This window comes from Cyanobium sp. Morenito 9A2 (assembly GCF_024345575.1).
Taxonomy (GTDB): Bacteria; Cyanobacteriota; Cyanobacteriia; order PCC-6307; family Cyanobiaceae; genus ATX-6F1.
In genome coordinates this window covers 1-12,937 of sequence record NZ_JAGQBJ010000007.1, presented here as the reverse complement: position 1 = coordinate 12,937, position 12,937 = coordinate 1, and the positions used below count along the sequence as shown (strand labels likewise).

Genomic DNA, 12,937 nt, shown 5'->3' with positions numbered 1-12,937 from the left:
CCTGACAGTGAGAAGATCGGGTTACGCCGAGCCCCTGGGCCGCCGCCCCCTGTCCCGTCGGACTGCCCCGCCAACCGATGCATCAGTTTCTTCCTTACGCCTGGTTCGGCGGTCAGATTGTTCCCTTTCCCGAGGCGACCCTGTCGGTGGCCACCCATGCCCTCCACTACGGCACCGGGGCTTTTGGTGGCATGCGTGCTCTGCCCAACCCCGCCGATCCCAGCGAGATCCTGCTGTTCCGCGCCGACCGCCACGCCAGGCGCTTGAGCCAGAGTGCCCGGCTGCTGCTCACGGAGCTCAGTGAGCAACGCGTCCACGATTCGATCGAACTGTTCCTGCAGGCCAACCGCCCCACCACGCCGGTGTACCTGCGGCCCTTCGTCTACACCAGCGATCTGGGCATCGCCCCGCGCCTGCACGATATCCAGACCGATTTTCTGATCTACGGCATTGAGCTGGGGGACTACCTCTCACCCGAGGGGGTGAGTTGTCGCATCAGCAGCTGGGCGCGCCAGGAGGACCGCTCCCTGCCCCTGCGCGGCAAGATCAGTGGCGCCTACATCACCAGTTCCCTGGCCAAAACCGAGGCGGTCAAGAGCGGCTTTGATGAGGCCCTGTTGCTCAACAGCCGCGGCAAGGTGAGTGAAGCCAGCGGCATGAACCTGTTCATCGTGCGCGATGGGGTGCTGATCACACCGGGTGTTGATCAGGACATTCTCGAAGGCATCACCCGCGCCAGCGTGCTCGAGCTCGCCAGGGATCTGAGCATCCCCACCCTGGAGCGGGCAGTTGACAAGACCGAACTTTTCATCGCGGATGAGGTGTTCCTTACGGGAACTGCGGCCCGGGTGACGCCGGTGCGGAGGATCGAGAGCACTGATCTGGCCACCCATCGCCCGGTGATGGAGCTCCTGCGCGATCGGCTTACGACGATCACAGAGGGCCGAGATCCCGCCTATGACCATTGGGTGACGCGTGTGCGTTTGAGCGACTGATGGGCGTTTCCACGGTGAGCCAGGCGGCAGGGATTCCAACTCCGGGACGCCCGGCCACCGCCACTGGGCGCATCGGCTTCCTGGAGCGGCTCCACAGCCCCGAGAGGCCGGTGCTGGTGTTCGACGGCGCCACGGGCACCTCGCTGCAGGAGCTGAACCTCAGCGCTGATGATTTTGGTGGGGCTGCCCTGGAGGGCTGCAACGAGCACCTCGTGTTCACCCGTCCGGATGCCGTCAGGGCCGTGCATCGCCAGTTCCTGGAGGCGGGTTGCGATGTGATTGAAACCGACACCTTCGGGGCGGCTTCGATCGTGCTGGCCGAATACGACCTGCAGGACCAGGCCTTCGCCATCAACAGGCGTGCGGCCGAGCTGGCCCGGGAGGTGGCGGCTGAATTCAGCACCCCCGAGCAGCCGCGTTTCGTGGCCGGCTCCATGGGCCCCACCACCAAGCTGCCTACCCTGGGCCATGTCTCCTTCGACGACCTGAAGGCCTCCTACAGGGAGCAGGCCGAAGGCCTGCTCGCCGGCGATGTGGATCTGTTCATCGTTGAGACCTGCCAGGACGTGCTGCAGATCAAGGCAGCGCTTCAGGGCATCGAGGCGGCCTTTGCCGCCACCGGTGAACGCCGGCCGCTCATGGTCTCGGTGACGATGGAAACCACCGGCACGATGTTGGTGGGCTCAGACATCGCCGCCGTGGTGGCGATTCTGGAGCCATTCCCGATCGATGTGCTCGGCCTCAACTGCGCCACGGGTCCTGAGCAGATGAAGGAGCACGTGCACTACCTCAGCGAGCACAGCCCCTTCGTGGTCAGCTGCATCCCCAACGCCGGCCTGCCGGAGAATATTGGCGGCGTGGCCCATTACCGCCTCACGCCCCTTGAGATGCGGATGCAATTGCTGCATTTCGTCGAGGATCTGGGGGTGCAGGTGATCGGCGGCTGCTGTGGCACCACCACCGCCCACATCGCCGCCCTCGCTGAGATGGCGAAGGGCCTCAAGCCGCACCAACGGGCGGTACGCACCCCGGCGCTCCAGCAACAGCGACCAGCCTTGGCCTACGAGCCTTCCGTGGCCTCGATCTACGGCGTCACCCCCTACCTTCAGGACAACTCCTTTTTGATCATCGGCGAGCGGCTGAATGCCAGCGGCTCAAAGAAGGTGCGAGAACTGCTCAATGCCGAAGACTGGGATGGTCTGGTGGCAGTGGCCCGCGGTCAGGTGAAGGAGAACGCCCACGTGCTCGATGTCAACGTCGATTACGTGGGTCGCGACGGAGAGCGCGACATGCATGAAATGGTGAGCCGACTCGTCACCAATGTGAGCCTGCCGTTGATGCTCGATTCCACCGAGTGGCAGAAGATGGAGGCGGGTCTCAAGGTGTCCGGCGGAAAATGTCTGCTCAACTCCACCAACTACGAAGATGGCGATGAGCGTTTCTTCAAGGTGCTTGAACTGGCCAAGTCCTATGGGGCCGGTGTGGTGATCGGCACCATTGACGAGGAGGGCATGGCGCGTACCGCTGAGCGCAAGTTTGCCATTGCCCAGCGTGCCTACCGCGACGCCCTTGGGTTTGGCCTACCCGCCTACGAAATCTTCTACGACCCCCTGGCCCTGCCGATTTCCACGGGTATCGAGGAAGACCGCAAGAACGCCTCGGCCACGGTTGAGGCCATCCGTCTGATCCGCGGGCGGTTGCCAGGCGTGCATGTGGTGCTGGGGGTCAGCAACGTGAGCTTCGGACTCTCCCCAGCCGCCCGGATCGTGCTCAATTCGGTGTTCCTGAGCGATTGCTGCCAAGCGGGTCTGGATGCGGCGATCGTCAGCCCGGCGAAGATCCTGCCCCTGGCCAAGATCAGCCCTGAGCATCAGCAGGTGTGCCGCGACCTCATCAACGATGCCCGTCGCTTTGACGCTGAGGTCTGCATCTATGACCCTCTCACCGAGCTCACCAAACTGTTCGAGGGGGTGAGCGCGCGGGAGGCCCGCGCCTCAGGGCCCAGCCTGGCGGACCTCCCCGTGGAGGAACGGCTCAAGCAGCACATCATCGACGGCGAACGCATTGGCCTGGAGGCTTCGCTCAAACAGGCCCTTGAGAGCTACCCGCCGTTGCACATCATCAATACCTTCCTGCTTGATGGCATGAAGGTGGTGGGTGAATTGTTCGGTTCCGGCCAGATGCAACTACCCTTCGTGCTCCAGAGCGCCGAAACGATGAAGGCGGCTGTGGCTTTTCTTGAACCACTGATGGATCGGGCGGAAGGAGATGAAGCGGGCGGTCAGAGGCGGGCGAAGGCTAGATTCCTGATCGCCACTGTGAAGGGAGATGTCCATGATATTGGCAAGAATCTTGTTGATATTATCCTCACAAATAACGGTTATGAGGTTATCAATCTTGGCATCAAACAGCCCGTAGAAGCGATCATTGAAGCCCAGAGGCTTCATCAGGCCGATTGCATCGCCATGAGTGGCCTACTGGTGAAATCCACGGCCTTCATGAAAGATAACTTGCAGGCCTTCAACGCAGCCGGCATCGACGTTCCCGTGATCCTCGGGGGCGCGGCGCTCACTCCCAGGTTTGTGAACAAGGATTGCCGCTCCGTCTACAACGGCCAGGTGATCTACGGCCGTGACGCCTTCGCTGATCTGCGTTTCATGGATGCCTACGTGGAGGCCCGTGACACGGGCCAGTGGGAGGCGAAAAGGGGATTTCTGGCGGGCGCCCCCACTGGCCTGGGCCTTGATGGCGCCACCGGCCTTGAGGCCGTCAGCAACGGCACGGCTGATGGTTCTGGTGAAGGCAGCCTCGACGATTTCAGCCATGCTCCTGTGCCGGCGACCAGCGAGGCCCGATCGGAGGTCGTACCGGAAGAACCCGCGCTGACGCCACCTTTCTGGGGCAGCCAGGTGCTGCTGGAGGAACAGATTTCCCTGGAGGAGGTGTTTGCGTACCTCGATCGCAACGCCCTGTTCGCTGGTCAGTGGCAGCTGCGCAAGGCCAAGGACCAAAGCCGTGAGGCCTATGAAGCCTTTCTAAAGGAAAAAGCCGAGCCGGTGCTGGCCGACTGGACCCAGCGCTGCCTGGAAGGCAACCTGCTGACGCCCCGCCTGGCCTATGGCTATTTCCCCGCTGGCCGCGAGGGCAATGCCCTGCGGGTGTTTGATCCCGCTGCCTCCAGCCGCGCATTAGGCCACTTCGATCTGCCCCGCCAGCGGGGCGGCAACCGCTACTGCATCGCGGATTTCTACAGAGATCTGGTGGAGGGGCACCCCATGGATGTGGTGCCGATGCAGGCGGTGACCATGGGGGAGAAGGCCAGTGCCTTTGCCCGGGAGCTCTTCGCTGCCGATCGCTATAGCGATTATCTCTACTTCCATGGGCTGGCGGTGCAGCTGGCCGAAGCCCTGGCGGAGTGGACCCACGCCCGTATCCGCCGGGAGCTGGGGTTTGGGGCCGAGGAGCCCTCAGAGTTGCGTGATGTACTGGCCCAGCGCTACCGCGGCAGCCGCTATTCCTTCGGTTATCCAGCTTGCCCGAACGTGGCCGATTCACGCCAGCAGTTGGTCTGGTTGGGGGCCGAGCGGATCGGCCTGCGCATGGATGAGAGCGATCAGCTTGAGCCCGAGCAGAGCACCACGGCCCTCGTGGCCCTGCACAGCCGCGCCCGCTACTTCAGTGTCTGATCCAACCGTTCTCGAGGGGCTGGCCAACCGCCAGGGGTGCTCGGATGGCAGGCTTGCAATCTGTTTGCCTGACTTTCCATGGCCATAGCCGGACCCGGTGGCGTTGATGAGGCGATCGCCGCTGGCCTTGATCTCGACGGATCACCCCTGCCCGCGGCAATGCTGGAGCTCTACAACGAGGTGATGGCCTTGGAGGCCCAGCGGGCCCGCAGCGGTGTGCGCAAGTCGATGCGCAACCGAATCGTGCGCACCGGGGCCAAGCACCTGGATCAGGCCAGCCTCGATGCCCGTCTTCAGGCTGCGGGCTGGGAGGGCCTGAAGGCCAGGGAGATTGCCTTTTTCTACGGCTGAGTTCGAGCTGTTCTGTGCCCCTCCCTAGCCCTGAGGCGACGGGGAAGGGTCGGGTAGAAGACGGACGGCCCCTAGGCGCAGAGCTCTTCAAGGGTGTCGATCACCTCCTGCTGGAAGCTTTGGAGGGCCGTGGAGTCGCTGAGATCGATGCCTTCGCCGGCGGCATTCTGGGTGAGCTCCTGGAAATGGAATGCCCCTTCGCCGCTGGCCAGAAACTCAATCGCTGAGTCCTCACCGCTTTCCTTGAAGGCGTCGCACAACGCCAGGAAGGCCGCGTCTTCTCTGAAGTCCCAGCTCATGAAGGGCGATCTGCTGAATGACCTTTAACGCCTGACCCCCCGAATCCGTCAACCTCTTGGGGCGAATTTGTGCCACACCTTCGCCAGACTCCTGTCTGCATCGCCTTCGCACCATTGCGTTCCATGGGCCCTATCACCTTTGAAAGTCAGTCCCTGAACGTGCTCGGCCAGCCGCTGGAGCTCTGCAGCTGTGCACCGCTCACCGGGTGGACCCGGGATGGCAGTTGCCGCTCCGGCCCCAGCGACCAAGGCCGCCATACGGTCTGTTGCGTGATCACCGAGTCCTTTCTGAGCTACAGCAAGGCCCAGGGCAACGACCTCTCCACTCCCATGCCTGCCTTTGGCTTCCCCGGTCTGCACCCGGGCGATCACTGGTGCGTTTGCGCTCCCCGCTGGCTTGAGGCCCATGAAGATGGCATGGCGCCGCCGGTGCTGCTCAAGGCCTGTGAGGTCTCGACCCTGGAGCTGATCCCCCTGAAGCTGTTGGAGGAGAATGCGGCTGACGTCTGAGGGGCGCGGATCGCGGCCATGAGTGTGCGCGTCGTGGTGCTGGGTCAGGGGGCCTGGGGTCGCACCCTGGGCGCGTTGCTGGAGCGCCAGGGTCACCGGGTACAGACCTGGTCCCGCGGGGGCGGCGGTGATCCTGCCGCCCTGTTGCCGGCCCAGGAGTTGGTGCTGGCGGCGGTGGCGATGGCCGGAGTGAGTGAGTTGGCCCAACGGCTGGCCCCCCACTGGCCCCCGGGGCTGCCCTTGCTGAGTTGCAGCAAGGGACTGGACCCCATGCGGCTTTGCACCCCGTCCCAGCTCTGGGAGGGCATGATTCCGGGGCTTCCGGTGCTGGTGCTGAGCGGCCCGAACCTGGCCGCTGAGCTGGAGCAGGGTCTGCCGGCCGCCAGTGTGCTCGCTTCCCGGCATTCCCACCTGGCCAGCGCCCTGCAACGCCAATTGAGTGGCGATGGCCTGCGTTTATACACCAACAACGACCCCCTCGGCACAGAGGTGGCGGGCGCCCTCAAGAATGTGATGGCTGTCGCCGCCGGGGTCTGTGATGGCCTGGGGCTGGGGGCCAACGCCAAGGCCTCACTGCTGACCCGCGGCCTGGCGGAGATGGGGGTGGTGATCGAAGGCCTCGGGGGCCAGATCAGCAGCCTCTATGGCCTTGCGGGCCTGGGAGATCTGCTGGCCACCGCCAACAGTCCCTTGAGCCGCAATTACCGCTACGGGTCCCTGCGAGCCAGTGGGCTGGGCCACCAGAAGACCTTGGTTCAAGTGGGTGCCACCGTGGAGGGGGCATCAACGGCAACGGCGGTGGTTCGTCTTGCCTTGCAGCGCGCATGGCATCTGCCAATTTGTGAGCAGGTGGCGGCCCTGGTGAACGAGCGCATCCAGCCCAGGGAGACCGTCAGAGCCCTGATGGATCGAGCCCTCAAGAATGAATGAAACCCTGATGGGCCCAGGGCACCGTTTTCCGGCATGATCCGGCTGTTGCGAAAGGAACCCAGACCCGTGCAAAGGCTCCGTCATCGCGTGCTGGCCCTCGGGCGCCGCTGGCGCGGTCGCTTGTCGCGCCAGGCGCGGCTCAAGGCCATCTTGCTCACCGCCCCCGTGGGTTTCGGTGCCCTGGGTGTCGGATTCATGGCCCAGGGCCTGGTACCCAGCACACCGGCGCTCGATGCGCCCTTGATCGACGCGATGCTCCAAGCGCCGCCCCCTCCGCCCCGCCGGGCCGCCGCCGTGGTCCGTGGCGATGGTGTTGAGCCGGACCCCCTGAGCGGGATCCAATCCCGCCGGGCCAGTGCCCCCACCACCGGCGCCGGACCGTTGATCCTGGCCGAACCAGAGCCTGGCGAGCCCCTCGCCCTGGAGATTCGGGTGGCCCTGCTCAATCAACCCACCACGCTTCAACTGGGGTCTGAGGGGCCCTGGCTGCTGCGGGACCGCTCCGGCAATGTCCTTCGCCAGGGGGGGGGCGGCGCTGGCCCTGACCTTTCGCCGAGCGCTGATCTCCCCGCCGAGCTGTGGTTTGAAACGCAGGGAGGTGATCCGGTGAGTGTGCAGGGCCGCCGCTATGACGGCCGCCTGCGCCTGGTGCGTCAGGGGGGCACCTACACGGTGGTCAACCATCTTGCGCTGGAGCGCTACATCGCCTCGGTGGTGGGCTCGGAGATGCCCAGCTCCTGGAACATGGAGGCGCTCCGGGCCCAGGCGATCGCCGCCCGCTCCTATGCCGTTGCTCACATGGCCCGCCCCGCCAGCGCCCATTGGCACCTGGGCAACACCACGCGCTGGCAGGCCTATCGGGGGCTGGAATCGGTCAATGAACGCACCCAGCGAGCGGCGGCCAGCACCGCTGGCGTGATCCTGAGCTATCAGGGGGGCATCGTCGAAAGCCTCTATGCCGCCAATCAGCAGATTGTCCTGGAAGCCCATGGGCACCTGGGCGCCAGCATGAGCCAGGAAGGTGCCCAGGCACTGGCCTCCCAAGGCCTTCGGTACAACGCCATTCTCGGCCGCTACTACCAGGGGGCTTCCCTCGCTCGGCTCAAGCCCGGTGCGGGCTGAGCAGTACTGGCGTGCGGCGCTGGATCGCAGCCGCCAGGCCGCCACCAGCGGTGATCTGGCGCCCCTGAGCACCGAACGGCTGGAGCTTCCTGGCTGTGAGCCCTTCGTGCTGAGGCGGCTCCTGGGCCTGCCCCCCCGCCACCTGCGCGAACCAGGACCACGCCCCAATCCCTTCCTGCCCTGGGAGCGGCCCCTGGAGGTCAGCCGGCTGGGGGAGGAGCACCTGTTGCTGCTCAACAAGTACCCCGTCCAAGAAGGTCATCTGCTGCTGATCACCCAGAACTGGTGGCCCCAGAGCGGCTGGCTGAACGCCTGCGATTGGCAGGCCGTTGCCGATGTGACAGCTGATACCGGTGGCCTCTGGTTCTTCAACAGCTCATCGGTCGCCGGGGCCAGTCAGCCCCATCGCCACCTGCAACTGCTCCCGCGCCCCAGCGGTCAACCCAGCTGCCCGCTGGCGGCCGAGTTGATCGCCCAGCTGGAGGGCAAGTCCGCGTCCTGGCCGTGGGCTTATCGGCTGGAGCGGCGAGGGGGTCTCACAGGTGGTGCGCTACGGGCGCTGTACGAGCGCCACTGCCACAGCCTCGGCCTGGGCAGCCCAGGTCTGAATCCAAGGCCCCGGCATCCCTACAACCTTCTGTTTGACGACGATTGGTTCCTGACGATTCGGCGCGTTCGGGAACATGGCGCTGGTTTCAGCGTCAATGCCCTCGGCTTCGCGGGCTATCTGCTGCTCACCGGTCGCTCCGATCTCGATTGGCTCAGGGCGAACGGCCCCCTGCGCCTGCTCCAGGAGGTGGCGGCACCGTCCGTAGCCTGAAGATTCGGTGTTTTCACGGTTGTCAGATCGAGGTCGTTCAGGCCTCTGTTGAAAGAGGGGCAGCACCTGCATCCCCTCCTTTGACCGATCTGTTCTGCTCCATGGTTCCGATTCTGACCACCCTCTCGTCCGCTTCAAGTCGTCCCGCCAGGCCCCTCAGCAGGGCTCTCCAGGAACGTAACCAACGCGTTGAGCACTACCGCGGCATCGTTCGCCCGATTGCCCTTCATTACGCCTCGGTCTGCAGCGAGCAGGCGGATGATCTTCAACAGGTGGGTCTGCTGGGGCTGATCCGGGCCGCGGAGCTCTACCAACGGGAACGGGCCATCCCTTTTGCGGCCTTTGCCCGTCCCCACATCCGCGGGGCGATCCTTCACTATCTGCGGGATGTTGCACCCAGCGTCCGCTTGCCACGGCGTCAGCAGGAGCTGGCCGATCGGGTGCGGGCCACCGGTCGACAGCTCACCCAGGAACTGGGCAGAACGCCTTCCGACGACCAGCTGCGCCAGGTGCTCGGTCTCTCAGTTCAGCAATGGCAGCGATTCGAGCAGGCCTGCTGCCTCAGGCGAGTTGAGCTGCTGGAGCACGATCCCGCGATTGCGGCGGAGCCTGTCGCTCCTGGCGAACCCGAGCAGCCGCCCCGGGCTCTGCTTGCGATGGCCGAACTGGAGCCACGCCAAGGACGGGTGGTGCGCGCCGTAGTGCTGGGAGGGGCCAGCCTGCGAGAGGTGGCGCGGGAGCTCGAGGTGAGCCCCATGACTGCCCATCGGCTTCTCCACAGGGGTTTGGATCAGCTGCGTCAGGTCCTCAGGGCAGAGCCGGAGCTCACTCCCGGGCGATTTGCTGCTCGAGCGTGCTGATGGCCGCCTGGAGTGCGGCCAGTTGACGCTCCAGACCGTCACGCCAGAAGCTGAGGGTGCGTAGTTTGCGCTCCTGGTAGCGCCGCCGCGTCTTCCGGGCCTCCTCTGGGGAGGAGGGGCAGAGGAATGGGGGGAACATGGGAAAATGATGCGGTTCGGCACGCTTCTAACGGTTTTCCAACCGAAGACGCGCGACTGATCCACCGCTGGTGAGATCCACCCGAGCCCCGATCACTTCCCTCTCCTCCCCGGCACAGTCATGACATGCTCTGGGCGAAGACGACGGATTGACCCATCAGCTGTTCGCGAATCAGACAAGTTTTGAGAATGGTTGGTCCCACGGGTCTCAGGCGGTCTTTTTTGTTGGCTGCCCTTGGCGGCGCTCTTCTTCAGGCGCCCATGGCCTGGGCCTACGTCCCCCTGATGGCAGGGCAAGCCGCTCGCCCCCTGAGCGGTCGTTTCAACAACGTGCCCGTGCTGCATTCCAACCAGCCCGAAGAGGTTTTCGGGCCTGGGATTCTGGTGAACACCGCTCCAGGATCGGCGGTCACCTCCGAGAGCGGACAACCCCTCACCAACGCCGCTTTCACCTTCAACGGTGACTTCGGGCTGCATGTCCACCACAAGTACGCAGCTCCGCCGGGAGCTGAGCCGACCCCTGGCCGCGTTCGTTCTGAGCTCGCCCTGGCCACGATCCTGATCAATCCCGGTTATCAGCCGGTACGAATCCGCTTCGATCGGGGAGCCTTCAGCAATAGTTTTGAGGCCCCCTACCGACCCAACTATTTGATGGGGGTCAAGCCCCTGGGGCCTCGCCCCTGGAACACCGGGCCCGGTGATGCCACGGCGGTGACGATGCTGCGAGGGAAGTTGGACGCGCGCCTGCCGTCGGAGGTGGTGGTGCCTCCCCGAAGCCGCATGGTGCTGTTCCGCACGCAGCTTCCGGCCCAGGGCATCGCCAACGGCCTGTTGCGCGGGCGGAGCGATGGCCCGTTCCAGATGGCCGTGGTCGCGGCTAAAAACCCTGAGAATGACTACGACATCGTTGCCGTTCTCGATCAGGGTGTTCTTGCCCCTGGTCGGATTTACCTCAACAGGCTCGCGGACATCGACAGCGGTCGGGTGTTCTCCAGGGTTGCTGGTGTGGCCTATGGCGATGCCTACCAGGCATCGCTGTCCTACGACCTGCGCCAGGGTGCCTTGCACGTGCCCCTGACCAGCACCAACCGTCACAACTTCGGCACCCGTGAGGTTCAGGTGAATCCACTGGCCAGCCGCATGGTGGATTCCTCCCTCGACAACGTCGGCACCTATGGGGTTCGCTTTGACGTCCAGCTCAATCTGATCGGCAGCGGTCCTTACGCGCTGGCCCTCAGCCATCCCACTCCGAACGGCCGCACCTTCACGGCCTTCCGCGGTTCGATCGGCATCGAGACCGATGAGGGGTACCGGGAAGTCCATGTGGGCATGCGCTCCGGTGAGAGCCTGCAGCTGGCCTCTTTGAACCTCCGTCCTGGGGTCACCAACACCGTCAAAGTGAGCCTCGTCTACCCCGCTGACAGCACCCCGGGTCATTTGCTCAGTGTGGTGCCCGAGGAGCAACTGGCCCAGTTGCTCGAACGGGAGCGCCAGGTGACACTCGCCCGCGCGGCGGCGGCCCGTTCCGCTGCGGCGGCGCCCATTCCACCCTCTGTGGCCACCAACGGCATCCCGGCGGCGCAGGTCAAGGCGCCAATGAGTCCCCGTGCATCCTCAGCGTCGAAACGACCGCGGCCGTTTCCTCCCTCCGCATGGCGCAAACCGTTGCCGCCGCCGCCCCCACCGTTGATCAACAATGCCCTGATCGGAACACCGTCCTCGGGTGTGAATGGGATGCCTCCGGCGTTCATCCCACCGGCTCGCCTGAGTCAGACCCTGATGGATCGGTACCAGCAAGCGGTTGAAGCCCAGCAGCGCATCATCAAGAACCTCATGGGCCGCTGAGCCCCGCACCCGCTCTCCTTGGCCAACCCCAGTGATCAGGACAGGCGACGCACGACTGTCGAGCTGCCGATCGCGATGCTCGCCAAGCTTGATGCGCTCAAGAAGGAGTGGGGTCTGCGCAAGCGCGGAGATCTGATTGAGCGGCTTCTGGAACTGGTGCTTCTTGGCCAGGAGCAGGACGCGCCCGAAGAAGACGAGAGTCCCCCTTCAAGCTTTCATGAGCGGGGGGCTTTGGTGCTCGTCAGCCGCGACTCCCAGGCCGAACTGGCGTTTGATTTTGCTCTCGATGACAGCCCATGGCTTGGGGCTGATGGTCCCGTGGGGCCCCGATCAAGCCAGAGTGTCCGAACGCCTCCGGCTGGCATCGATTTGCCTGGCTTCGTGCGCAGCCAGACGGCCCAGGTGAAACGCAGTCTCAATCCCCCGCCGAAGACCAGCCATGGGCCGGAGTCGTTGGTTCTGGTTCAGGGACGCGAGTTGGAGGATGCCCTGCGCGCCGCCGAGGAGCACTGGATCAATCTGTATGGCCAGCCCGCGAACGCTGCGGTGCTGGAGGCCGCCATGGTGTGGCTGGCCCAGGACCTGTGGAGGCAGTCTGATCTGGGCGAAGGGCGTCCCTTCAGCTGGAGTCTCACAGAGCAGATCGTCAGGGAATTCGCCCCAGCCTGGACGCCCTGTGAGCCATCGTTCGCCCGCGTCGTTGTCGCAGCCGGTCTGCTGGAGGATCCCTTCAGCGCCGACACCTTGACCCTGCGCATCCCCACCCTGATTCGCCGCTTCGTGCACCGTTTCCGGCGCCGTCCCCGGGGAACATCCTTCCAGGCCCTGGAAAACACCCTGACCCTCCACGGTGCCCTCAAATTGCTCAAGTTGCCTACCGCAGCGGGCCATCGCTTGACCCTGGCGGCCATCCGCGAGGCCTACCGGGAGCAGGCCGTCAGCCATCACCCTGACGCCGGTGGATCCGTTGAGACCATGCGTCGGCTGAACGAGGCCTACCAGTTGCTTAAGGAGCTCTATCGACAGACTGCATAATCTCTTTTGGCTCATGCAAGTCTTGGGTTTGTCCTTGGCTTGAGTCTCGAGGGCGACTCTCTCGACATTGGGCTTTCGGCCTGGGCGCTCCATCCAGTGGAGATTCCGGTCCAGGCGGCAGTAGGGATGGCCCTGCCGAACCTGGGCCCGGGTGGTCTGCCCATTCCATCCCATCTGCGCCTCTCTGTTGGTTTTGCAGAGAGTCTTGGCAGATGTGGTGTGACGTGACCCCCTTTATCGGTCCAGTGCTTATGAGAGTGGGTGGTCTTGGTCATGCGGCAGCTCTTGGTTGAGCTGCCTCCAGGGGCGTACGCCCCTGGAGGGCCGAGTGGGGCCTGAGCGTCCT

The 12,937-nt window shown here is 64.6% G+C and carries 12 protein-coding genes; 10 read left to right on the top strand and 2 right to left on the bottom strand.

All coding sequences use genetic code 11. The features are described from left to right. Positions 1-77: 77 nt before the first annotated feature. From KBY88_RS09685 to KBY88_RS09675, 3 genes are all read left to right on the top strand, one after another. Positions 78-995: a branched-chain amino acid transaminase gene (locus tag KBY88_RS09685; RefSeq protein ID WP_254939734.1), complete on the top strand. Its 918-nt coding sequence runs from the start codon at positions 78-80 to the stop codon at positions 993-995. After that, the gene (gene metH / locus KBY88_RS09680; protein WP_254939733.1) at positions 995-4,681 is read left to right on the top strand and encodes a methionine synthase; all 3,687 of its coding nucleotides are present in this window, start codon (positions 995-997) and stop codon (positions 4,679-4,681) included. The genes KBY88_RS09685 and metH overlap by 1 nt, the downstream gene beginning before the upstream one ends. A 78-nt stretch (positions 4,682-4,759) precedes the next feature. Beyond that, positions 4,760-5,032 (top strand): small RNA NsiR4-regulated ssr1528 family protein, encoded by a 273-nt coding sequence (locus tag KBY88_RS09675; protein ID WP_254939732.1) that lies wholly within the window; start codon positions 4,760-4,762, stop codon positions 5,030-5,032. Positions 5,033-5,103: 71 nt separating this feature from the next. On the opposite strand, the gene KBY88_RS09670 is transcribed toward KBY88_RS09675, so the two are convergent. Beyond that, positions 5,104-5,331, bottom strand: a complete 228-nt coding sequence (locus KBY88_RS09670) for a DUF8667 family protein (RefSeq protein WP_254939731.1) — start codon at positions 5,329-5,331, stop codon at positions 5,104-5,106. A 123-nt stretch (positions 5,332-5,454) separates the two neighbouring features. Here KBY88_RS09670 and KBY88_RS09665 point away from each other — a divergent pair, with 123 nt between their 5' ends. From KBY88_RS09665 to KBY88_RS09645, 5 genes are all read left to right on the top strand, one after another. After that, positions 5,455-5,841, top strand: coding sequence for a DUF2237 family protein (locus KBY88_RS09665; protein WP_254939730.1), 387 nt, complete (start codon positions 5,455-5,457; stop codon positions 5,839-5,841). Positions 5,842-5,859: 18 nt separating this feature from the next. Next, entirely contained in the window at positions 5,860-6,771 is a 912-nt protein-coding gene (locus KBY88_RS09660) for an NAD(P)H-dependent glycerol-3-phosphate dehydrogenase (RefSeq protein WP_254939729.1), read from the top strand. A 66-nt stretch (positions 6,772-6,837) separates the two neighbouring features. After that, complete coding sequence (locus KBY88_RS09655) at positions 6,838-7,893, top strand: SpoIID/LytB domain-containing protein (RefSeq protein WP_254939728.1); 1,056 nt, start codon at positions 6,838-6,840, stop codon at positions 7,891-7,893. Beyond that, a complete protein-coding gene (locus tag KBY88_RS09650) occupies positions 7,883-8,713 on the top strand; it encodes an ATP adenylyltransferase family protein (RefSeq protein WP_254939727.1) in 831 nt (276 codons plus the stop codon). The genes KBY88_RS09655 and KBY88_RS09650 overlap by 11 nt, the downstream gene beginning before the upstream one ends. A 101-nt stretch (positions 8,714-8,814) precedes the next feature. After that, positions 8,815-9,573, top strand: a complete 759-nt coding sequence (locus KBY88_RS09645) for a sigma-70 family RNA polymerase sigma factor (RefSeq protein ID WP_254939726.1) — start codon at positions 8,815-8,817, stop codon at positions 9,571-9,573. Here KBY88_RS09645 and KBY88_RS09640 read toward each other — a convergent pair. After that, complete coding sequence (locus tag KBY88_RS09640; protein WP_254939725.1) at positions 9,539-9,712, bottom strand: sigma factor SigF; 174 nt, start codon at positions 9,710-9,712, stop codon at positions 9,539-9,541. The two genes, KBY88_RS09645 and KBY88_RS09640, sit on opposite strands and share 35 nt — an antisense overlap. A 260-nt stretch (positions 9,713-9,972) precedes the next feature. On the opposite strand from KBY88_RS09640, the gene KBY88_RS09635 reads away from it, so the two are divergent. After that, positions 9,973-11,556: a DUF3370 family protein gene (locus KBY88_RS09635; RefSeq protein ID WP_254939724.1), complete on the top strand. Its 1,584-nt coding sequence runs from the start codon at positions 9,973-9,975 to the stop codon at positions 11,554-11,556. A gap of 18 nt (positions 11,557-11,574) precedes the next feature. Next, positions 11,575-12,591: a molecular chaperone DnaJ gene (locus KBY88_RS09630; protein WP_254939723.1), complete on the top strand. Its 1,017-nt coding sequence runs from the start codon at positions 11,575-11,577 to the stop codon at positions 12,589-12,591. Positions 12,592-12,937 lie beyond the last annotated feature (346 nt).